Origin of the sequence: Roseococcus sp. YIM B11640, assembly GCF_049727625.1 — a bacterium.
GTDB lineage: Bacteria > Pseudomonadota > Alphaproteobacteria > Acetobacterales > Acetobacteraceae > Roseococcus.
The window spans coordinates 374,445-395,181 of sequence record NZ_JBBJOZ010000002.1 but is presented as its reverse complement, the minus strand read 5'-3'; the positions used below and the strand labels follow the sequence as shown (position 1 = coordinate 395,181).

Annotated in this window: 20 protein-coding genes; 9 read left to right on the top strand and 11 right to left on the bottom strand. The window is 70.5% G+C overall.

Going from position 1 to position 20,737, the window contains the following annotated elements; translation table 11 throughout:
• Positions 1 to 3: 3 nt before the first annotated feature.
• The 10 genes from WJM96_RS09335 to WJM96_RS09290 are packed head-to-tail and all read right to left on the bottom strand — an operon-like array spanning position 4 to position 7,814.
• The gene (locus tag WJM96_RS09335) at positions 4 to 555 is read right to left on the bottom strand and encodes a VUT family protein (RefSeq protein ID WP_424812203.1); all 552 of its coding nucleotides are present in this window, start codon (positions 553 to 555) and stop codon (positions 4 to 6) included.
• Positions 548 to 1,231, bottom strand: coding sequence for a 7-cyano-7-deazaguanine synthase QueC (gene queC, locus WJM96_RS09330; protein WP_424812202.1), 684 nt, complete (start codon positions 1,229 to 1,231; stop codon positions 548 to 550). Before queC ends, WJM96_RS09335 begins: the two co-directional genes overlap by 8 nt.
• Positions 1,228 to 2,256 (bottom strand): tRNA epoxyqueuosine(34) reductase QueG, encoded by a 1,029-nt coding sequence (gene queG, locus WJM96_RS09325; RefSeq protein WP_424812201.1) that lies wholly within the window; start codon positions 2,254 to 2,256, stop codon positions 1,228 to 1,230. The genes queC and queG overlap by 4 nt, the downstream gene beginning before the upstream one ends.
• A complete protein-coding gene (locus WJM96_RS09320; RefSeq protein ID WP_424812200.1) occupies positions 2,253 to 2,651 on the bottom strand; it encodes a RidA family protein in 399 nt (132 codons plus the stop codon). Before WJM96_RS09320 ends, queG begins: the two co-directional genes overlap by 4 nt.
• Positions 2,648 to 3,118, bottom strand: a complete 471-nt coding sequence (locus WJM96_RS09315; RefSeq protein ID WP_424812199.1) for an acyl-CoA thioesterase — start codon at positions 3,116 to 3,118, stop codon at positions 2,648 to 2,650. Before WJM96_RS09315 ends, WJM96_RS09320 begins: the two co-directional genes overlap by 4 nt.
• Positions 3,115 to 4,677, bottom strand: coding sequence for an AMP-binding protein (locus tag WJM96_RS09310; protein WP_424812198.1), 1,563 nt, complete (start codon positions 4,675 to 4,677; stop codon positions 3,115 to 3,117). The genes WJM96_RS09315 and WJM96_RS09310 overlap by 4 nt, the downstream gene beginning before the upstream one ends.
• 2 nt (positions 4,678 to 4,679) lie before the next feature.
• Positions 4,680 to 5,825, bottom strand: a complete 1,146-nt coding sequence (locus tag WJM96_RS09305; RefSeq protein WP_424812197.1) for an acyl-CoA dehydrogenase family protein — start codon at positions 5,823 to 5,825, stop codon at positions 4,680 to 4,682.
• Positions 5,825 to 6,637, bottom strand: coding sequence for an enoyl-CoA hydratase family protein (locus tag WJM96_RS09300; protein WP_424812196.1), 813 nt, complete (start codon positions 6,635 to 6,637; stop codon positions 5,825 to 5,827). The genes WJM96_RS09305 and WJM96_RS09300 overlap by 1 nt, the downstream gene beginning before the upstream one ends.
• Positions 6,634 to 7,116 carry a MarR family winged helix-turn-helix transcriptional regulator gene (locus WJM96_RS09295; protein WP_424812195.1) on the bottom strand — a complete coding sequence of 161 codons (483 nt, stop codon included), beginning with the start codon at positions 7,114 to 7,116 and terminating at the stop codon, positions 6,634 to 6,636. Before WJM96_RS09295 ends, WJM96_RS09300 begins: the two co-directional genes overlap by 4 nt.
• Positions 7,116 to 7,814, bottom strand: a complete 699-nt coding sequence (locus WJM96_RS09290; RefSeq protein ID WP_424812194.1) for an SDR family NAD(P)-dependent oxidoreductase — start codon at positions 7,812 to 7,814, stop codon at positions 7,116 to 7,118. The genes WJM96_RS09295 and WJM96_RS09290 overlap by 1 nt, the downstream gene beginning before the upstream one ends.
• Before the next feature lie 103 nt (positions 7,815 to 7,917).
• Between WJM96_RS09290 and WJM96_RS09285 the strand changes: the two genes are divergently transcribed.
• Genes WJM96_RS09285 through WJM96_RS09275 form a run of 3 tightly spaced genes read left to right on the top strand, consistent with a single transcriptional unit; the run spans position 7,918 to position 12,184 of the window.
• Positions 7,918 to 10,233 (top strand): bifunctional salicylyl-CoA 5-hydroxylase/oxidoreductase, encoded by a 2,316-nt coding sequence (locus tag WJM96_RS09285; protein WP_424812193.1) that lies wholly within the window; start codon positions 7,918 to 7,920, stop codon positions 10,231 to 10,233.
• Positions 10,230 to 11,441 (top strand): flavin-dependent oxidoreductase, encoded by a 1,212-nt coding sequence (locus tag WJM96_RS09280; RefSeq protein ID WP_424812192.1) that lies wholly within the window; start codon positions 10,230 to 10,232, stop codon positions 11,439 to 11,441. The genes WJM96_RS09285 and WJM96_RS09280 overlap by 4 nt, the downstream gene beginning before the upstream one ends.
• Positions 11,438 to 12,184, top strand: coding sequence for an enoyl-CoA hydratase (locus tag WJM96_RS09275; protein WP_424812191.1), 747 nt, complete (start codon positions 11,438 to 11,440; stop codon positions 12,182 to 12,184). Before WJM96_RS09280 ends, WJM96_RS09275 begins: the two co-directional genes overlap by 4 nt.
• Here the strand turns inward: WJM96_RS09275 and WJM96_RS09270 are convergent.
• Complete coding sequence (locus WJM96_RS09270) at positions 12,181 to 13,806, bottom strand: thiamine pyrophosphate-binding protein (RefSeq protein ID WP_424812190.1); 1,626 nt, start codon at positions 13,804 to 13,806, stop codon at positions 12,181 to 12,183. The two genes, WJM96_RS09275 and WJM96_RS09270, sit on opposite strands and share 4 nt — an antisense overlap.
• A gap of 172 nt (positions 13,807 to 13,978) precedes the next feature.
• On the opposite strand from WJM96_RS09270, the gene WJM96_RS09265 reads away from it, so the two are divergent.
• The 6 genes from WJM96_RS09265 to WJM96_RS09240 all read left to right on the top strand — a co-directional run bounded on the left by WJM96_RS09265 (position 13,979) and on the right by WJM96_RS09240 (position 20,735).
• Positions 13,979 to 15,436, top strand: coding sequence for a circularly permuted type 2 ATP-grasp protein (locus WJM96_RS09265; RefSeq protein ID WP_424812189.1), 1,458 nt, complete (start codon positions 13,979 to 13,981; stop codon positions 15,434 to 15,436).
• Positions 15,430 to 16,368, top strand: coding sequence for an alpha-E domain-containing protein (locus tag WJM96_RS09260; RefSeq protein ID WP_424812188.1), 939 nt, complete (start codon positions 15,430 to 15,432; stop codon positions 16,366 to 16,368). The genes WJM96_RS09265 and WJM96_RS09260 overlap by 7 nt, the downstream gene beginning before the upstream one ends.
• An 18-nt stretch (positions 16,369 to 16,386) precedes the next feature.
• Positions 16,387 to 17,124: a peptidase gene (locus tag WJM96_RS09255; protein WP_424812187.1), complete on the top strand. Its 738-nt coding sequence runs from the start codon at positions 16,387 to 16,389 to the stop codon at positions 17,122 to 17,124.
• A 100-nt stretch (positions 17,125 to 17,224) separates the two neighbouring features.
• A complete protein-coding gene (locus tag WJM96_RS09250) occupies positions 17,225 to 18,187 on the top strand; it encodes a Bug family tripartite tricarboxylate transporter substrate binding protein (RefSeq protein ID WP_424812186.1) in 963 nt (320 codons plus the stop codon).
• Positions 18,184 to 18,639 carry a (2Fe-2S)-binding protein gene (locus tag WJM96_RS09245; RefSeq protein ID WP_424812185.1) on the top strand — a complete coding sequence of 152 codons (456 nt, stop codon included), beginning with the start codon at positions 18,184 to 18,186 and terminating at the stop codon, positions 18,637 to 18,639. Before WJM96_RS09250 ends, WJM96_RS09245 begins: the two co-directional genes overlap by 4 nt.
• The gene (locus WJM96_RS09240) at positions 18,636 to 20,735 is read left to right on the top strand and encodes a molybdopterin cofactor-binding domain-containing protein (RefSeq protein ID WP_424812184.1); all 2,100 of its coding nucleotides are present in this window, start codon (positions 18,636 to 18,638) and stop codon (positions 20,733 to 20,735) included. The genes WJM96_RS09245 and WJM96_RS09240 overlap by 4 nt, the downstream gene beginning before the upstream one ends.
• Positions 20,736 to 20,737 lie beyond the last annotated feature (2 nt).

Below are 20,737 nucleotides of genomic sequence, written 5' to 3'. Positions count from 1 at the left end.
GGCTCAGCAGAGGCCGAGCTGGGCGTCGCGGCGGCGGAGCAGCGCGACCGCCGGGATGGCCAGCAGCACCATCCAGGCCTTGCCGATCACCTGCCCCGGTAGGAACTCCAGGCTGCCGAAGGCGAGCCAGAGGAAGACGAGGCTGTCCAGCGTCAGCCCCACCACCGAGGAGAAGAATACCGCCCGCACCAGCCCGCGGCGCTGCAGGGGCGTGTAGACCGCGAGATCGGCCAGCTCCGACAGGAAGAAGGCCGCCGCGGAGGCCAGGACCAGCGCCGGGGGCGCCAGCAGCGCCGAAAGCGCCGTGCCGGCGACAATGGCCGCCGCCGCCCAGCCCAGGCCGAGCCGCCGTTGCACCAGGTCCCGCAGCACCAGCGCCAGGCCGATCATCAGCACGCCGGAGGGCGCCATGACGCCCGGCGCCACCGGGATCAGGCAGGGGCCCTGGGCGACGCAGACCGTGCCCACATTCCCGATCAGCCAATTGGCGACGGGGATGCAGAGGCCGAAACAGATGAGAAAGAGGAAGCCTTCGGCCTGGGCGCGGTCAGACATGGTCCCCGGAATAGGCCCGCCACCCGGCGGCGCGCAAGTCACAGGCCGGGCAGGCGCCGCAGCCGAAGCCCCAGGGGTGGAGCGTCCCGCGCTCGCCCTTGTAGCAGGAATGGCTCTCGACCCGGATCAGCTCCACCAGGGCCGGGCCGCCCAGCTGCTCCGCCAGCCGCCAGGTGGCCGCCTTGTCCAGCCACATCAGCGGCGTGTGCAGAACGAGGCGCGTGTTCATGCCGAGGTTGATGGTAGCCTGGAGCGACTTGATCGTGTCGTCCCGGCAGTCCGGATAACCGGAGTAATCCGTCTCGCACATGCCGGCCACGATGTGCTTCAGCCCACGCCGGTAGGCGAGCGCGGCCGCGAAGGTGAGGAAGATCAGGTTGCGGCCCGGCACGAAGGTATTGGGCAGCCCGTCCTCGCGCAGGGCGATCTCCGCTTCGCGGGTCAGGGCCGTCTCGCTGACCTGGCCGAGCACCCCAAGGTCGAGCATGTGGTCCGGCCCGAGGCGGGGAGAGGCCATGCCCTGGCGCAGCTTCTCCCGGCAGGTGAGCTCGATCGCGTGGCGCTGGCGGTAGTCGAAGCCCAGGGTTTCGACATGGTTGAAGCGGTCGAGCGCCCAGGCGAGGCAGGTGGCGCTGTCCTGCCCACCGGAAAACAGCACCAGTGCGCTGTCCGTCATGCTTGCAACCTCTCCACGGCCCAGCGGGCGGCCTCGGCCACCACGGGGTCCGTATCCTCGCACAGGGCACGCGCGGTGGGCAGCAGGCCGGGGTCGGCGCTGTTGGCGATGGCGTTCAGCACATTGCGGGTGAAGCGGTTGCGCCCGATCCGCTTGATGGGGGAGCCGGAATAGCGCTCGCGGAAGCCCGCATCGTCCAGCGTCGCCAGCTCCGCGAGCGGCGGGGCGATCTCGTGCCGGGGCGCCAGCTGCATCTCGGCGGATTCGCGGGCGAACTTGTTCCAGGGGCAGACGGCGAGGCAGTCGTCGCAGCCGTAGATGCGGTTGCCCATCGCCTCGCGAAACTCATGCGGGATGGGGCCGTGATGCTCGATCGTGAGGTAGGAAATGCAGCGCCGCGCATCCAGCCGGTACGGCGCGGGAAAAGCCGAGGTCGGGCAGGAATCGAGGCAGGCGCGGCAATTGCCGCAATGATCCGTCTCCGGCGCGTCGGGCGTGAGCTCCAGCGTCGTGTAGATCTCGCCCAGGAAGAGCCAGGAGCCATGTGTCCGGCTGACGAGGTTCGTGTGCTTGCCCTGCCAGCCGAGCCCCGCCTGGGCCGCCAGCGGCTTCTCCATCACGGGGGCGGTATCCACGAAGACCTTGAGTTCGCTGCCCTTGAATTGCCGGACCATCCATTGGCCAAGCGCCTTCAGGCGCTTCTTCACCACGTCGTGATAGTCGCGGCCCTGGGCGTAGGCGCTGATGGTGGCGCGGCTGGGCTGCCCGAGGCTTGCGAGCGGATCGTAGGAGGGCCCGTAGTTGAGGCCGAGGGCGATCACGCTGATGGCCTCGGGCCAGAGCTCGCGCGGCTGGGCGCGCTGGGCGCGGCGGCCCTCCAGCCAGCCCATGCCGCCATGGGCGCCCTCGTCCAGGAAGCTATCGAGGCGCTGCCGCGCCGAAAGGGGCAGCACGGCCTGGGTAAAGCGTGCGACGTCGAAGCCGAGGGCGAGTGCTTCCGCCCGGATGGCCTCCGTCGGGCTCACACCTTGGGCAGGATGGCCGTGGCCTCGATCTCCACCTTCGCCTCCTCCTCCACCAGGGCGGCAACCTGCACCAGCGTCATGGCCGGGAAGTGGCGGCCCATCACGGCGCGATAGGCGGGGCCGAGCTCGGACAGGCTCGCGCGGTACTCGCCGATATCGGTGACGTACCAGGTGAGGCGCGCGATGTCCTCGGGCTTGCCGCCGGCCTCCGCCAGCACGGCCAGGATATTGGTCAGCGCCTGGCGCACCTGGGGCACGAAGCCTTCGGCGAAGCGGCCCGTGGCGTCCCAGCCGATCTGGCCGCCCAGGATCACGAGGCGACCTTCGCCCATCAGGCCATTGGAATAACCCTTGGGCGCGGGCCAGCCCTTGGGATGCAGCGCGGTGAGGCTCATGGCGCGAGGCTTTCGCAGGAGGCGGCGTAGCGCGCAAGGGCGCCGCGCAGGTCTTCGGGGACGGGGCGGGAGCGCGCGCTGTCGAGGTCCGTCGTCGCGTTCACGAAGCGGAAGCGCACCAGTTCCGTCTCCTGGCGATGGGCGTGCAGCGTCGTGGAATAGGAGGCGCCGCCGATGCGGGTCACGATCGGCGTGAAGAGGATGCGATCCCCCATGCGGCCCGGCGAAAACCAGTCCGCCTCGGCATGCACGAAGCCCGTGCCGGTGCGGCGCTCGCCATGAAGATGATGGAAATCCACGCCGAGCGTCATGTCGAAGAAATCCTCGATCGCGGCATTGGCCAGGGTGAACCAGGCACCGAAAAAGGCGATGCCGGCGGGATCGCAGTCGGAGAAGCGGATGCGCCCGGGGATGCGCGCGGCGGCAGCGGGCAGCGCGCTCGCCGGAAGGGGCTGCGGCCGGCTCATCGCTGGCGCAGTGCGAAGCGTTGCAGCTTGCCCGAGCCGGTCTTGGGCAGCTCGGGCAGGAAGACGACCCGGCGAGGGTACTTATAGGGGGCGATCACGGCCTTCACATGTTCCTGCAACATCCGGGTCGTCGCTTCATCCGGCGACTGGCCGGCATGCAGCACCACGAAGGCGGTGACAAGCTGCCCGCGTTCGGGGTCTGCCGTGCCCACGACGCCGCATTCGCGCACGGCCGGATGCATGAGAAGCGCGACCTCCACCTCTGGGCCCGCGATATTGTAGCCCGAGGAGACGATCATGTCGTCGCTGCGGGCCTGGTACCAGAAATAGCCTTCCTCATCCTGGATGTAGGTGTCTCCCGTGATGTTCCAGCCCTTCTCCACGTACTTCCGCTGCCGCGGATCGGCGAGGTAGCGGCAGCCGGTGGGGCCGCGCACGGCAAGCCGCCCGGGCGTGCCGCGCGGAACCTCGATGCCTTCCGCATCCACCACGCGCGCCTCGTAGCCCGGGACGACGAGGCCGGTGCTGCCCGCGCGCACCTTCTCCTCCGGCGCGCCGATAAAGATGTGCAGCATCTCCGTCGCGCCAATGCCGTCCATGAGCTTGATACCGGTCTTCTCGTGCCAGAGGTCGAAGATCGGCTTGGGCAGGGTCTCGCCGGCGGAGACGCATTTGCGGAGGGACGAGATGTCGTGGCTCGCCGCATGCGCGGCCATGGCGCGGTAGGCGGTGGGCGCGGTGAAGCAGATGGTGGCGCGCTGCGCGGCGATCGCGGGCAGCAGGTCCTCGGGGCTCGCGCGCTCGAGCAGGATGGCGGTGGCACCTACGCGGAACGGAAAGAGCACGAGGCCGCCGAGGCCGAAGGTGAAGGCGAGCGGCGGCGAGCCGATGAAGCGGTCGTCCTTGTTGGGCTTCAGGACGCGCGCCGAATAGGCATCGCAGATCGCGAGCATGTCGCGATGAAAATGCATGGTGCCCTTGGGCTCGCCCGTCGTGCCGGAGGTGAAGCCGATCAGGCAGGTCTCGTCGGCGGCGGAATCATAGGGCGCAAAATCCGGGCTCGCCGCGGCGCAGCGGGCCTCCAGGTCGCCGTCGCCCCAGAAGACGAGGTGCTTCAGGTCGGGCGCGTCGGTCTTGCGCATCTCCTCGGCGAGGCGCGCGTCGCAGAGCGCGTGGCTGATGCGCGCCTTCTGGCAGATCTGCCCCAGCTCGTGCGCGCGCAGAAGCGGCATGGTCGCGACCACGACGCCGCCGGATTTCAGCACGGCGAAATAGGCGGCCACCATCCAGGCATTGTTGGCCGAGCGCAGCAGCACGCGGTTGCCCGGCACCATGCCAAGGTCGTTCACCAGCACGTTGGCGATGCGGTTCACGCGCTCGGCGAGCTCGGCGTAGGTCAGTGTCTCGGCGGGGGTGATGACGGCGGGATGGTCGGCGCGCTCCGCCAGGTTGCGGTCCAGCAGCTCCGTCGCGCAGTTCAGCCGCTCGGGGTAGGGGATGGGCAGGAAGTCGGGCCATTCCTCACGAGGCGGCAGATTGTCGCGCGCGAAGCTATCCATGCTCACATCCTTTCCCGCTCGGCGCGGGCGATCACGACACGTTGAATCTCGGAGGCGCCCTCGTAGACGCGAAGCGCGCGCACCTCGCGCGTCAGCAGCTCGGGCGCGGAATCGCGGACGACGCCGAGGCCGCCATGCAGCTGCGCGCAGGCATCGGCGATGCGGCCCGCGACCTCGGTCGCGTGGAGCTTGGCCATGCTGGCCTCGCGCGAGACGCGCGGCGTGCCCTGGTCCTTGAGCCAGGCGGCGCGATAGACGAGCAGCGCGGCGGCATCCACGTCCACCGCGGCATCCGCGATGGCGGCCTGGGTCATCTGCTGATCGAAGAGCGCCGCGCCGAACAGCTGGCGGGTCGTCGCGCGCTGCAGCAGCAGGTCCAGCCCGCGCCGGGCGAAGCCCAGCGCCGCCGCGCCGACCGTGGCGCGAAAGACATCGAGCGTCGCCATCGCGAGCTTGAAGCCCTCGCCAGGCGCGCCGATGCGATGGGCGTCGGGCACCCGCACGCCCTCGAAGCGCAGCCGCGCGAGGGGGTGCGGGGCGGATACCTCGATGCGCTCGGCCACCGCGACCTCGTCTCCCGGCACCCAGAAGGCGGTGAGGCCGCGCGTGCCCGGCGCCTCGCCGCTACGGGCGAAGACGACATAGCTGCCGGCGATGCCGCCATTGCTGATCCAGGTCTTCTCGCCATCGAGGCGCCAGTGCGCGTTGCCGTCGCGGGTGGCCGTCATGGCCAGGGCGGCGACATCGCTGCCCGCCTCGGGCTCGGACAGCGCGAAGGCGGCCAGGGTGGTGCCCGCGCGCACGCCGGGAAGCACCTCCCGCTTCAGCTCCTCGCTGCCGAAGAGCGTGATGGCGCCGGTGCCGAGGCCCTGCATGGCGAAGGCGAAATCCGCGAGGCCGGAATGCCGCGCCAGGATCTCGCGCGCGAGGCAGAGGCTGCGGACGTCGAGCTTGCCGTCCTCGGGCGCCGCGACGCGCAGCAGCCCCGCCTGGCCCATGGCGCGGGCCAGGGCGCGCGTGCTGCCATCGGCGTCGTGATGTTCGGTGAGGCGGTCGGCATTCGCGACGGCCCAGGTCTCGACCTCGGCGGCGAAGGCGCGGTGGCGCGCCTCGAAGAAGGGCCAGTCGAGGAAGCTGCTGTCGGCCATCAGTTACCCTTGAAGACGGGCGCCTGCTTCCCGACGAAAGCCTCGTAGGCGCGCCGGAAGTCCTGCGTCGTCATGCAGAGCGCCTGGGCGACGGCCTCTGCCTCGATGGCCTGCTCCACGCTCATCGCCCATTCCATGGCGAGCATGCGCTTGGTCATGGCATGGCCGAAGCCGGGGCCGGCGGCGATCTCGTCCGCCAGCGCGCGCGCCTCCGTCATCAGCGCGTCTTCGGCGACGAGGCGGTTGAAGAAGCCCCAGGCGGCACCCTCCTCGGCGCGCAGCGGGCGGCCCGTGTAGAGCAGCTCGCTCGCGCGGCCCTGGCCGATGATGCGCGGCAGGATGGCGCAGGCACCCATGTCGCAGCCCGCGAGCCCCACGCGGTTGAAGAGGAAGGCCGCCCGCGCCCGCGGCGTGGCGAGGCGGATGTCGCTGGCCATCGCGATGATGGCGCCGGCGCCGGCCGCGATGCCGTCCACGGCCGCGATGATGGGCTGCGGGCAGGCGCGCATGGCCTTCACCAGCTCACCCGTCATGGCGGTGAACTGCATCAGCCCCTTGGTGTCGCGGTCGAGCAGCGGGCCGATGATCTCGTGCACATCGCCGCCCGAGCAGAAATTGCCGCCCGCGCCCGTCACGATGAAGGCGCGCGCCTCCTCATCCTTCACGGCGGCTCGGAAGATGGCGGCCATCTCCTCGTAACTCTCGAAGGTGAGTGGGTTCTTGCGCTCCGGCCGGTCGAGCGTCAGCGTGATCACTCCCCCCGCCGCTTCGAGGCGCAGATGCTGCGCGGAGTAGGAGGAGAGGGGCGTCATTCCGTGTCGAGCCTGTCGCGGATAGAGGTCTTGGCGTGGCCGAGCAGGCGGTAGAGCTGCGCGCGATCCCCGGGCGCGAGCCCTTCCAGCATCTCGGCGATCCAGCTTTCATGGGCGGCGGATTGCCGCGCGAATTCCCGCGCGCCCTTCGCCGTCAGGCGCAGGCGGATGGAGCGCCGGTCGTCGGCGTCCAGGCGGCGCTCGATCAGCCCTTCCGCCTCCAGCCGCGTGGCGAGGCCGGTGACGTTGCCGTTGCTGACCATCATGCGGCGCGAGACCTCGCCCAGCGTCAGCCCGGCGCCGTCGCGCTCCAGAGCGGCCAGCAGATCGAAGCGGGGCAGGGTGGTGTCGAATTCCAGCCGCAGGCGGCGGCGGATCTGCGCCTCGATGAGATTCGCGCAGGTGAGAAGGCGCAGCCAGAGCCGCAGCTCGTCCTTATGGCCGGGCGCCGCGTCGGAAAGGGCGGACTCGGCATCCATCAGATCTCGCCCCCGCTGACGGGGAGCGCGGCGCCGTGGATCCCCGCGGCCGCATCCGAGCAGAGATAGAGCGCCAGCTCCGCGATCTCGCGCGGCTGGAACAGGCGCCCCTGCGGGTTGTGCTTCGCGAGCTCGGCGCGCGCCGCGGCCTCGTCTCGGCCGGTCTTGGCGGCGATGCGCTGGATGCTCTCGGCCAGCAGCGGCGTCTCGGTGAAGCCGGGGCAGATGGCGTTCACGGTCACGCCCTTGGAGGCGACCTCCAGCGCCAGCGCGCGCGTGAAACCCAGCAGCGCGTGCTTCGCCGCCACATAGGGCGCCACATAGGCATAGCCCTTGAGCGCCGCCGTGGAGGCGATGTTGACGATGCGCCCATACCCAGGCGCCAGCATGCCCGGCAGCACCGCGCGAGACAGTGAGACGGCCGTCATGAGGTTCGCGTCGAGGGCGGCGCGGAAATCGGCGTCGGTCGTCTTAAGGAAAGGCAGGCTCACCGCCGTGCCCGCCGCGTTCACCAGGATGGCGAAGCCCGGAAGTTCCGGAGGTGCCGTGGCGTCGGCGACCAGCAGCTTGGCGGCCGCGCCCGCCTCGACGGCGGCGCGCAGCGGTGCCTCGCGGCGGCCCAGAACCGTGACCTCCGCGCCCGCCCGGGTCAGCGCCTCGGCGCAGGCCAGGCCGATGCCGGTTCCGCCCCCGCTCACCAAAGCGCGCTGTCCTGCCAGGGATTGCATATTTTAAGCTTAAAGCATTGCGAGGCTCCCTTCATCAAGCCTAATTTGCGGAAGTCGAGTGACGGAGACGGCCATGCGTATCGCCATCATCGGGGGCGGCCCCGCCGGCCTCTATTTCGCGATCCTGATGAAGCGCGACCGGCCGTCGGCGCGCATCACGGTGGTCGAGCGCAACCAGGCCGACGACACCTTCGGCTTCGGCGTCGTCTTCTCCGACGCGACGCTGGACGCCTTCCGCGATGCCGATGAGCCGTCCTACCGCGCCATCGCCGACAGCTTCGCCTATTGGGACGACATCGAGATCCATGCGCGCGGCGCCACGCACCGCATCGGCGGCAACGGCTTCTGCGGATGCTCGCGCCGCACGCTGCTGATGCTGCTGCAGAACCGCGCGCGGCAACTCGGCGTGGAGCTGGAGTTCGGGCGCGACGCCCGGCCCGAGGATTTCCCGGATGCGGACCTGATCGTCGCGGCCGATGGCGTGAACAGCCCGATCCGCACCGCGCACGCGGATCATTTCGCGCCGGAAGTCGACCTCCGCCCCAACCGCTTCGCCTGGATGGGCAGCACGCGGCCGCTGGATGCCTTCAACTTCTTCTTCGTGGAGAAGCCCGAGGGCATCTTCATCGCGCATGCCTACCAGTACGAGGCCGGGGCCAGCACCTGGGTCCTGGAGACCGACCCCGAGACCTTCGCGCGTGCCGGGCTCGACCGCATGGGCGAGGAGGAGAGCGCCCGCTACATGGAGGGCGTCTTCGCCGAGGCGCTGCAGGGCCACAAGCTCATCACCAACCGCAGCCTCTGGCGGCAATTCCCCATGATCCGCTGCGCGCGCTGGGTGAAGGACAACATCGTCCTGCTCGGCGATGCGAAGGCCAGCGCGCATTTCTCCATCGGCTCGGGCACGAAGCTCGCGATGGAGGACGCGATCGCGCTGCACGGCGCCTTCATGGCCGGTGGCGATGTCGGCACCTGCCTGAACCGCTTCGAGACCGGCCGCCGCGAGGAGGTGGAGAAGACGCAGCACGCGGCGGACGTCTCCCTCGTCTGGTTCGAGCATGTGCGCCGTTTCTGGGACTTTCATCCCTCGCGCTTCGCCTTCGGCGTGATGACGCGCAGCAAGGCCATCACCTGGGACAATCTGCTGCTCCGTGCCCCGGAATTCGTGGCCGAGGTGCAAGAGGTGGTGGCGGCGGAAACGCCCGGCGGCGATAGGCGCAAGCCACCGATGTTCCAGCCGCTGAAGCTGCGCGGGATGGAGCTGCCTAACCGCGTGGTCGTCTCGCCCATGTGCATGTACAGCGCGGATGAGGGCGTGCCGGGCGACTTCCACCTCGTGCATTACGGCGCCCGCGCCATGGGCGGCGCGGGCCTCGTCTTCACCGAGATGACCTGTCCCGCACCGGACGCGCGCATCACGCCGGGCTGCGCGGGCCTATGGAACGACGAGCAGCAGGCGGCCTGGGCGCGCATCGTCGGTATCGCCCATGCCCATGGCGCGAGGATGTGCCTCCAGCTCGGCCACGCGGGCCGCAAGGGCGCGACGAAGCTCATGTGGGATGGCATGGACCGGCCGCTGGAATCCGGGGCCTGGCCGCTCATCGCCGCGAGCCCGGTTCCCTACTACCCGGACAGCCAGGTCCCGCGCGAGATGACGCGCGCCGACATGGACCGCGTGAAGGCCGAGTTCGTGGCCGCGGCGAAGCGTGGCGACGCGGTGGGCTTCGACATGCTGGAGCTCCACTGCGCGCATGGCTATCTGCTGGCCAGCTTCCTCTCGCCGCTCACCAATCACCGCACGGACGAATACGGCGGCGCCGTGGAGAACCGCCTGCGCTTCCCGCTGGAGGTCTTCGCCGCCATGCGCGCCGCCTGGCCGGAGCGGAAGCCCATGTCCGTCCGCATCTCCGCCACGGACTGGGCGGATGGCGGCATTACGGATGAGGATGCGCTTGCCATCGCGCGCGCGTTCCACGCGGCGGGCTGCGACCTGATCGATGTCTCCACGGGCCAGACGGTGGAGGATGCGGCGCCCGTCTATGGCCGCATGTTCCAGCTTCCCTGGGCGGATATGCTGCGCAACGAGGCGGGCGTCGCGGTCATGTGTGTCGGCTCCATCACCACACCGGACCAGGCGAATACCATCGTCGCCGCCGGCCGCGCGGATCTCGTGGCCTTCGGGCGTCCGCACCTCACGGACCCCTCCTTCACGCTGCACGCGGCCGCGGAATATGGTGTGCGGGATGTGAGCTCGCCCGTGCAGTACGGGCCGGGCAAGGACGCGCTCTTCCGCAACGCGAAGCGCGCGCGGGAGGATCTGATGGAGTTGCGCCGCAAGGCCAGGCCCGCAAGCCACGCGCCCGCCGCCCTGAAGCACGCCGCCGAATGAGCGCGGCGCCGATCCTGATCGGGGGAGGCGGCATCGGCGGCCTCGCGCTCGGGCTGATGCTGCACCAGCGCGGCATTCCCTGCATCGTCGCGGAATCGGCGCCGGAGGTGAAGCAGCTCGGCGTCGGCATCAACACGCTGCCGCATGCCATCGCGGAGCTGGAGCAGTTGGGCCTGCTGCCGGCGCTCGATGCCGTCGGCATCCGCACGCGGGAGCTGCGCTACCTCGACCGCTTCGGCAGCCGCATCTGGACCGAGGCTCGGGGCCTGCATGCGGGCCATTCCATGCCGCAATTCTCCATCCATCGCGGGCGGCTGCATGGCGTGCTCTGGCACGCGGCGGCCGAGCGGCTGGGCAGCGCGCTGCGGACCGGCCTGCGCCTGACGGGGCATTCGCAGCAGGGCGATCGCGTGCTCGCGGAATTCGCGGACGGCACGCGGATCGAAGGCGCGGCGCTGATCGGCGCGGACGGCATCCATTCCGTGCTTCGCCAGGCGCTGCATCCCGAGGATGGCGGCATCCGCTGGAACGGCATCCAGATGTGGCGCGGCGCCATCGACTGGCCGGCCTATGAGGGCGGCGACACCATGATCGTCGCCGGCGACATGAAGGAGAAGCTGGTCCTCTACCCGATCGGCGAGGGCGGCACGCCCGGCACGCGGCTCACCAACTGGGTAGTCTGCGCGCAGATCGGCGACCCGGCCAAGCCGCCGCGCCGCCGCGAGGACTGGTCGCGTCCCGGCCGGCTCGAGGACGTGCTGCCGCATGTGCACCGCTTTCGCGTGCCCTGGCTCGACGTCGAGGCGCTGGTGCGCGCGACGCCCGAGTTCTGGGAGTATCCCATGTGCGACCGTGACCCGCTGCCCTTCTGGACGCAGGGCCGCGTGACGCTGCTCGGCGACGCCGCGCATCCCATGTATCCGGTGGGCTCCAACGGCGCGTCGCAGGCGATCCTGGACGCGCGCAAGCTGGCCGATGCGTTGGCCGCCATGCCGGTGCAGCAGGCGCTGGCCGAGTACGAATCCGTGCGCCTGCCCGCGACGCGCGAGGTCGTGCTCACCAACCGCCGTGGCGGCCCCGAGCGCGTGGTCGACGTGGTGAGCGAGCGTGCGCCGGATGGCTTCGAGCGGCTGGAGGATGTGATCGCCGTCGAGGAGCTGGCGGCCATTGCCCGGGGCTATGCCCAGATGGCAGGCTTCGCGCGATGAACATCATAATCGAACGCCGGGGCGACGTCCGGCACGTCATCGTCGCCAATCACGCCAAGCTGAACACGCTGGGTTCGCCGCTGCTGGAGGAGCTGGCCAAGGCCTTCGACGTCGAGGACGATATCCGCGCCGTCGTGCTGACGGGCGAGGGCGATCGCGCCTTCATCGGCGGCGCCGACATCAAGGAGATGGGCGCCGTCACCACCCCCGCGGGCGGCGAGGCCTTCATCCGCCGCGTGCATGGCGCCTGCGCCGCCGTGCGCGCCTGCCGCGTGCCGGTGATTGCGCGCATCCAGGGCTGGTGCCTGGGCGCGGGGCTCGAGATCGCGGCCGCATGCGACCTGCGCATCGCCGCCACGCAGGCGAAGTTCGGCATGCCCGAGGTGCGCGTCGGCATCCCCTCCGTCGTCGAGGCCGCGCTGCTCCCGGGCCTGATCGGCTGGGGGCGCACGCGCCGCCTGCTGCTGCTGGCCGAGACCGTCGGTGCCGAGGAGATGGAGCGCTGGGGCTTCCTTGAGCGCGTGGTGCCGTTGGATGGGCTGGACACGGCGGTGGAGGAATGGATCGGCCTTCTGCGTGAGGCCGGGCCCGTCGCCATCGCCAATCAGAAGGCGCTGATCCGCGAGTGGGAGGACCTGCCCATCAGCCAGGCCATCGCCGCTGGCATCACCGCCTTCGCCAAGAGCTTCGAGACGAAGGAGCCCAACGAGATGATGGGCCACTTCCTCTCGCGGAAGCGCTAGCCGCGCAGCGCCTTGATCTGGGCGGGGTAGGAGGAGGGGTCCACCCGCACGTCGATGAGGCGCGGGCCTTGGGTGGCCAGCGCCTCGGCCAGCGCGGCATCCAGCTCATCGGCGTGCGAAGCGCGCCAGGCGCTGCCGCCCATGCCGCGCATCACCTGGGTGAAGTCCACCTCCGGCCAGTCCAGCGCGCCCTCCGGCAGGTCGCGATTGCCCTTCTTGATGTCGATCAGCGAGAGGGTCGCGTCGTTGAGCACGATGATGGTCAGGTTGAGCTTCATCGTCACGGCCGTCGCCAGCTCGCCCAGCGCCATGAGGAGGCCGCCATCGCCCGTGAAGGCGAGCGCCCCGCGTGAGGGGTCATGCCAGGCGGCGGCGATGGCGGCGGGCAGCGCATAGCCCATGGTGGCAAGGCCGTTCGAGATCAGCAGGTCGCAGGGCCGCTCGGCCTGCCAGAAGGTGGTTGCGGCGAACATGTGGGCACCCGCATCCACCGTCGCGCGCGGATCGGCGCCGCGCGCGCGGCAGCCCGCCTGCACCGCGCGCACGAGCTCGGAGGGCGACATGCCCCGCGCGCTGCCCTCGCCATTGTCCAGCACGGCAAGCCAGTCGTTCCGCAATGCCAGGAGCCGGCCGTCGGGCCAGGCGCGCCGCGGCGCGTCCTCCGCCAATGCCGCGGCCGCGACTTCCCACGCGCCCAGAACGGAAAGCGCCGGCTCGCGGTAATGCAGGCTGCGTGCGGCGGTCGCGAGGTCGAGAATGGGCGCGTCGTAGCGCCAGGGCTGCGGGATGAATTCCACCGGGTCGGCCCCGGCGAGGATGATGAGATCGGCTTCGCGCAACAGCGGTGCCTCGGCCTCGCCACCCGTGAAGACGCCGCCGAACAGCGGGTGGGTATCCGGCACGACGCCCTTGGCCTTGTAGGTGACGAGGGCGGGGCAGCCGAGCGATTCGACCAGCCTGCGCGTGGCGGCGCAGCGCGCCGGGGACGTCGCCTCGAGCCCCACGATCACGGCGGGCCTGCGCGCCGACGCGATCAGGCGCTGGGCCGACGCGATGTCCGATGGCGACGGCGCGGGCAACTCCGGGAGGATGACGGGCGGTGCCGGGGGCATGGGCGAGCGCGCCGCCTCGCCCGAGAGCTCGAGATAGGCCGGGCCGCGCGGTGCCGCCATGGCCGCCGCGAGAACCTCGGCCGCCGCTGCCGGGTGCCCTGCCACGCCGCGCTGCGCCCGGGTGACGGGCGCCATCATCGCGGTCTGGTCGAAGAGCTGGTGCGTGGCGATCGCCGCCTCCCGCGTGCCGAAGCCATCGGCGATGAGGATCACCGGCGCGCGCTCGAGATCGGCATTGGCCATGCCATTGGCGGCATTGGAGACGCCTGGGCCGCGCGTCGTCAGCAGGCCCGTGGGACGCTGGGTCAACTCCGCGGCTGCGGAGGCCATGATGCCGGCCCCGTTCTCTGTCCGGGCCAGGATGAAGGGAATGCCGGCGGCCTTGGCCGAGGAAATCAGATCGAGGCTGGAACCGCCCCCGGGCACGCCGAAGATGGCGGGCATCCCTGCCTCCCGGAAGCTCCGCGCCAATGTGTCGGCGCCGGTGGCGAGATGCGGTTGCTGGTCCATGAATACGTCCTCCTGCCGCACCATAGGCGGCCCGCACCTTGCGCCCAACCCACCTGGAAGTGCCGCTCTTCTGGGCAGGCACGGATCTCGGCAGAGGTTTGACATTCTGGCTGGCTTGCATCCGGCGCGAAGCCCGGCCCAAACTTTTCCGACCAGGGAGCCGGTTTTGGGCATGACGGTGAAGGCATTCGATGAGATGGGCGACGGCGACAGCCTTCGTCCGGCCTACAAGATGATTGCGGAATGGCTGCAGCATTCCGCGCCCGCGGATCTCGCAGCGAAGCGGGCGGAAGCGGAGGTCCTGTTCCGGCGCGTCGGCATCACCTTCGCCGTCTACGGCGAAGGTGGCGACCCCGACCGGCTCATTCCCTTCGACATCATTCCCCGCATCCTCGCGCGCAGCGAATGGGACGGGCTGGCTGAAGGGCTGACCCAGCGCGTGCGGGCGCTCAACGCCTTCCTCGCCGACATCTACGGCCCGCAGGATATCCTCAGGGACGGGCGCATCCCGGCGCATCTCATCGAGCACAACGAGCAATTCCGGCCCGAAATGAAGGGTTTCACACCTCCAGGCGGGATCTATACGCATATCTCGGGCATCGACGTGGTGCGTACCGCGCCTGACCAGTTCTACGTCCTGGAGGACAATGCGCGAACGCCCTCCGGCGTCTCCTACATGCTCGAGAACCGGGAGGCGATGCTGCGCCTCTTCCCGCGGCTTCTCGCGCGGCATCGGGTGGCTCCCGTCAGCCGCTATCCGGAGGACCTGCTGGCGACGCTGAAGGCGGCCGCGCCCGAGAGCGCCGGCCCGCGGCCCACGGTCGCGATCCTGACGCCCGGTTCCTTCAACAGCGCCTATTACGAGCATTGCTTCCTGGCCGACGAGATGGGCATCGAGGTGCTGGAGGGGCCCGACCTCTTCGTCGAGAACAACCGCGTCATGATGCGGACCACTGCAGGCGCGCGGCGCGTGGACGTGATCTACCGCCGCATCGACGACGACTACCTGGACCCCGAGGTCTTCCGTCCGGACAGCATGCTGGGCGTGCCGGGTCTGATGTCCGCCTATCGCGCCGGGAATGTCGCGCTCTGCAACGCGCCGGGCTGCGGCATCGCCGACGACAAGGCGATCTATCCCTATGTGCCGGACATGATCCGGTTCTATCTCGGCGAGGAGCCGAAGCTCGCGAATGTGCCGACCTACCTCTGCGAGCGCGACGAGGACCGGATGCATGTGCTGGCGAACCTGGACAAGCTGGTCGTGAAGCTGGCGCAGGGTTCGGGCGGCTATGGCATGATGATCGGCCCCCATGCCAGCGATGCCGAGCGCGAGGAGTTCGCCGCCCGCATCCGGGCGCGGCCGCAGGACTACATCGCCCAGCCGACGCTCGCCCTCTCGACCGTGCCCACCCTCGCGGGGGAGGACATATCGCCGCGCCACGTGGACCTGCGCCCCTTCGTGCTCAGCTCGCGCGAGGGCGTGCGGATCGTTCCCGGGGGGCTGACGCGGGTGGCACTGCGCGAAGGATCGCTGGTCGTGAATTCCTCGCAAGGGGGAGGGACCAAGGACACCTGGGTGCTGGAGCGTGACCCGCCGGCCGTCGGCAGCACGGGGTCCGCGCCATGCTGAGCCGCACGGCCGACTGCCTCTTCTGGCTCGGGCGCTATACGGAGCGGGCGGCGAATGTTGCGCGCGGCCTCGCCGTGACGGCGCGCATGGCGAGCCTCGCGGCCGAACTCAACGCCGATGGCGGCGAGTGGCGGGCGCTGCTCATCGCGTCGGGCTGCGAGCCCGGCTTCTTCGCCCTCCACGAGGAGGCGACGGAGGAGAACGTCGTCGACTACCTCGTGCGCGACCCTCAGAACCATTCGGGCATAGTGCCCTGCTTCCAGGCGGCGCGGCACAATGCGCGCACGGTCCGCACGGCGCTGACGGTGGATATGTGGAGCGGCCTGAGCGACAGCTGGGCCCGCCTGCGCAGCGTCCAGCCCTCCGAGTTCCAGGGCGAGCGCCTGCCGGGCTTCCTGGAATGGGTGCGGGAGCGCGTTCTGCTGTTCAACGGCGCCGCCATGGACACCATGCTGCGAAACGAGGCTTGGCTGTTCGTCCAGCTCGGCACGGCGCTGGAGCGCGCGGACAACACCGCCCGCTTGCTGGACGTCAAGCACGAGCTGCTGACCAGCGAGAAGGAGACGACCGTCCAGCACGGCCAATGGCAGGCGATCCTGCAGTCGGCCTCGGCGCTGCGCGCCTATCATTGGGTCTTCCGGGACAAGCTGGAGGCCGCGGGCGTGGCGGAGCTTCTGGTCCTGCGGCCGGAATTGCCGCGCAGCCTCGCCGCCAGCTACGAGCGTGTGTGCGAGGTGCTGGACGCCATCGCCGACTGCCAGGAGGGCCGGCGGGGAAGGTGCCACGGGATGGCCGAGGAGATTCGCGACAAGCTCCGCAAGGGGCAGATCGACGACATTCTTCGCGGGGGACTTCACGAATTCCTCACCGGGATCATCGTCGGAACGGCGGAACTCGGCCAGGAGATCGAATCCTTCTACATCCGAGCCTGATACCGGGCGGAGGAAGCGATGACCTACGGGGTGGGACTTCTGGTGGACGAGGGCGTCGTCATGCTCTCGGACACGCGGACCAATGCGGGCCTCGACAATATTTCGACCTTCGGCAAGATGTTCACGGTCGAGATACCGGGCGACCGCGCGCTGGTGCTGCTGACGGCGGGCAACCTCGCGATCACGCAGACGGTCTGGAACCTGCTCCAGAACGGGATCTGGCATAACGGCATCACGCAGCGGCTGGCCGATGCGCCGGATATGTTCATGGCCGCCCAGCTCGTGGGCGCGGCGGTGCGGCAGGTGCAGGCGATGGATGGCGCGGCGCTGGCCGCTCAGGGCCTCGGCTTCGAATGCAGCCTGCTGCTGGGCGGCCAGATCCTGGGCGGGCCGCCGCGCCTCTTCCTCATCTACTCGGCCGGCAACTTCATCGAGGCGACGGAAGACACGCCCTACCTGCAGATCGGCGAGCATAAGTACGGCAAGCCGATCCTGGACCGCGTGGTTTCCGCCAAGACCTCGCTCATCGAGGGTGTGGCGCTGACGCTCATCAGCATGGACAGCACGCTGCGCTCGAACCTTTCGGTCGGCATGCCGCTGGATCTCGCGGTGATCCGCACGGGGGCGCAGGCCATCTGCACCCGGCGGCGCATCACCGAGGACGACCCCTACTACCGCACCATCCGCGATGGATGGTCCAACGCGCTGCGCGAGGCGTATCTCGCGCTGCCCCGGCCGGATTTCGTGCTGGGCTAGCGTCCCGGCGGCCGGAGCGGTTTCGGCCACCCGGCGAAGCGCCCCTTGCGGCTTTCCGACCCTGCGCGCAGCATCCGCGCAGGGAAACGAGGGAAGCAGCATGCCAAAGAGACGTGGGCTCCTCCTGGCCGCGCCGGCGGTCGTCATGGCGCATGGAGCGCGCGCGCAGGCCTGGCCCAGCCGGCCTGTCCGCATCATCGTCCCCTTCGGACTCGGCGGCTCGGCCGATGTCGCGGCGCGCTTCCTGGCGGAGCCGCTGAGCGCCGCCCTCGGCCAGCCCTTCGTCATCGAGAACCGGCCCGGCGCGGGCGCCACCATCGGCACCGACCAGGTCGCGAAATCCGCGCCCGACGGCCACACCCTGCTGCTGATGAGCAACACGCACACGGCCAACGAGACGCTGCTGCCCAACCGCCCCTACGTGCTGCTGCGGGACCTGATGCCGGTGGCTTCCATCAACATCGCCTATCACGCGCTGGTGGTGCATCCCTCGATCGAGGCGCGCAGCGTCGCCGAGCTGATCGCGCTTCTGAAGGCCAACCCGGGCCGCTACGACTACGCCAGCAGCGGCCCCGGCACGCCCTACCACATCGCGGGCGAGGTCTTCCGCGCCATGGCGGGCGTCGAGATCCAGCACGTGCCCTTCCGTGGCTCCAACGAGGCGCGGACCGCGGTGATCGCGGGCCAGGTGCCCATCATGTTCGACGCCATCCCCACGATGCGGGAGCAGATCACCGCCGGGCGGGTGAGGGGGCTCGGCACCACCGGCCCCCAGCGCAACCCGCTGCTGCCCGACCTGCCCCCCGTGGCCGAGACGCTGCCGGGCTACGAGGCCTCCATCTGGCTCGGTCTCATGGCGCCGCTCAACACGCCGCGCCCGGTGGTGGAGCGCCTGAACGCCGAGGTGAACAAGGTGCTGGAGCGACCGGAGACGCGCGAGGCCCAGGCGCGTGCCGGCGCGCAGCCCATGCCCATGGGCGTCGAGGCCTTTGCCGATTTCCTGCGGACCGACATCGCCCGCCAGGCCGAATGGATCCGCATGGCCCGGATCACCGCCGGATGACGCGCTTCACCCTGAACGGCGAGGAGGTGGAGCACGCGCCGGACGGCACGCTGCTGCATGCCCTGCGCGGTGCCTTCGGCCTGAACGGCGCGAAGTTCGGCTGCGGCGAGGAGGCCTGCGGGGCCTGCCACGTCCTGCTGGACGGCACGTCCGTGCCGAGCTGCACGCTGCCCGTCGCGGAGCTGGAAGGCCGCACCGTGGTGACGCTGGAGGGCCTCGGCTCGCGCGAGGCGCCGCATCCGCTGCAGGCCGCCTTCCTGGCCGAGCAGGCGGGGCAGTGCGGCTTCTGCCTGCCGGGCATCATCGTCACCGCCAGCGCGGTACTGCGCGACAATCCCGCGCCGGAGGAAGAGGAGCTGCGCGTGGCGCTGGACGGGCATCTCTGCCGCTGCGGCAGCCACAACCGCATCCTGCGCGCCATCCGGCGAGCGGCGGCGGAGATGCGGGCGTGAACCTGGCCTTCGCCGCGGCGGGCGATGACGGGAAGCCGAAGCTGCCGGGCAGCCTGCACCTCAACCGCAGGCTCGATGCCTGGCTCAGTTTCAAGGCCGATGGCAGCGTCACCATTCATCCCGGCAAGGTGGAGCTGGGGCAAGGCATCCTCACCGCCTTCACCCAGATCGCGGCGGAGGAGCTGGACGTCGCGCCCGAGCGCATTCGCATCGCGCCCACCGTCACGGGCGCGAGCCCGAACGAGGCCGTGACCTCGGGCTCCATGTCCATCCAGGAGGGGGGCATGGCGCTTCGCCATGCCTGCGCCGATGCGCGCGCGCTGTTCCTCTCCGTCGCCGCGCAGGCCAGCGGCGTACCGCTGGAGGCGCTGCGGGTGGAGGACGGCCGCTTCCTCGGCCCGGCCGGCGAGGTCGGCTCCTATGCCGCGCTGGCGGATCGCGACCTGCTGGGCACCGAAGCCTCGCCCGACGCTCATCCCAAGCCGCCGGGAGCGCGGCGGGTGGTGGGCCAATCCTTCCCGCGCGTGGACCTGCCGGCCAAGATTTTCGGCGAGGCGCGCTTCGTGCAGGACCTGCGCCTGCCGGGGATGCAGCACGCCCGCCTCATCCGCCCGCCCGCCATCGGCGCGCGGCTGCTGGAGGCACCGCCCGGCACCATCCGCGACGGCGATTTCCTGGCCGTGATCGCGCCGACGGAGGCCGAGGCGGATCGCCTCGCCGCCCGCGGGGAACGCGAGGCGCGATGGAGCGCCGGCACCGGCCTGCCGGACCTCGGCACCTGGCTGGAGACGGCCACCGGCGCCGAGAGCGTGCAGCTCGAGCGCGGCGAGGACGCGCCCGTCGCGCGGCGCATCCGGCGCCGCTTCCGCCGTGCCTATGTGGCGCACGCCTCGGTCGGCACCTGCTGCGCGGTGGCGCTGTGGGACGGTGCCGTCATGCACGTCTGGAGCCACAGCCAGGGCCCCTACAATCTGCGCGCCGACCTCGCCAAGGCGCTCAGGCTCGCGCCCGAGAGCATCGTGGTCCAGCATGTGGAGGGCTCGGGCTGCTACGGCCATAATGGCGCGGACGACGTGGCGCTGGATGCCGCGCTCTGCGCCCGTCAGCGGCCGGGCACGCCTATCCGCGTGCTGTGGAACCGCGCGCAGGAGCTGACGAGCGCGCCGCACTCGCCCGCCATGATCGTGGATATCGAGGCCGGGCTGGATGCGGCCGGCGGCCTCGCCGAATGGCGCGTTCATGTCCGCTCCAACGGGCATTCCAGCCGGCCGGGGCGGCAGGCTGTCCCGACGCTTCATGCCGGCGCGCTGATCGAGGGCGGGCAGCCCGTCCCGCCCTCCATCAACCCGCCGCTGGCCGGCGGCGGCGGCGCTCAGCGGAACATGATCCCGCTCTATCGCGTGCCGCGCCTCAAGGCGACGATGACGCAGTTCACCGATATGCCCGTCCGCACCTCCGCCCTGCGAGGGCTGGGCGCGCTGGTGAACGTGCTGGCCATCGAGAGCGTGATGGAGGAGCTGGCGGAGATGGCTGGCAAGGATCCGCTGGATTTCCGTCTACGCCATTGCGACGACCCGCGCGCCGCGCATGTGCTGCGCGAGGCCGCCGCCATGTCCGGCTGGGCGGATCGCGCCAGGCTGCCGGAAGGCGAGGGGCTCGGCCTCGCCATGGCCCGCTACAAGAATGCCGGCGCCTGGAGCGCGGTCGTCGCGCGCGTCGTCACGGGCGAGCGCGTGCGCTGCACGAGCCTTCACATCGCCTGCGACATGGGGGAGATCATCAACCCCGACGGCGCCATGAACCAGGTCGAGGGCGGCGCGCTGCACGGCGTCTCCCACGCGCTGCACGAGGCGGCCACCTTCGGCCCCGACCGCGTGACCTCGGATTCCTGGGAGCGCTATCCCGTGCTGCGCTTTCGCGACGTGCCGCGCGTGCAGGTCAAGCTCATCGACCGGCCGGAGCAACCGCCGCTGGGCGTGGGCGAGACCACCATGGCGCCGACCATGGCCGCCATCGCCTCGGCCATCCACCAGGCGCTCGGCATCTGGCCGCGGCGGCTGCCCTTTACCCCTGAAAACCTCGCGGAATCCGAATGAGC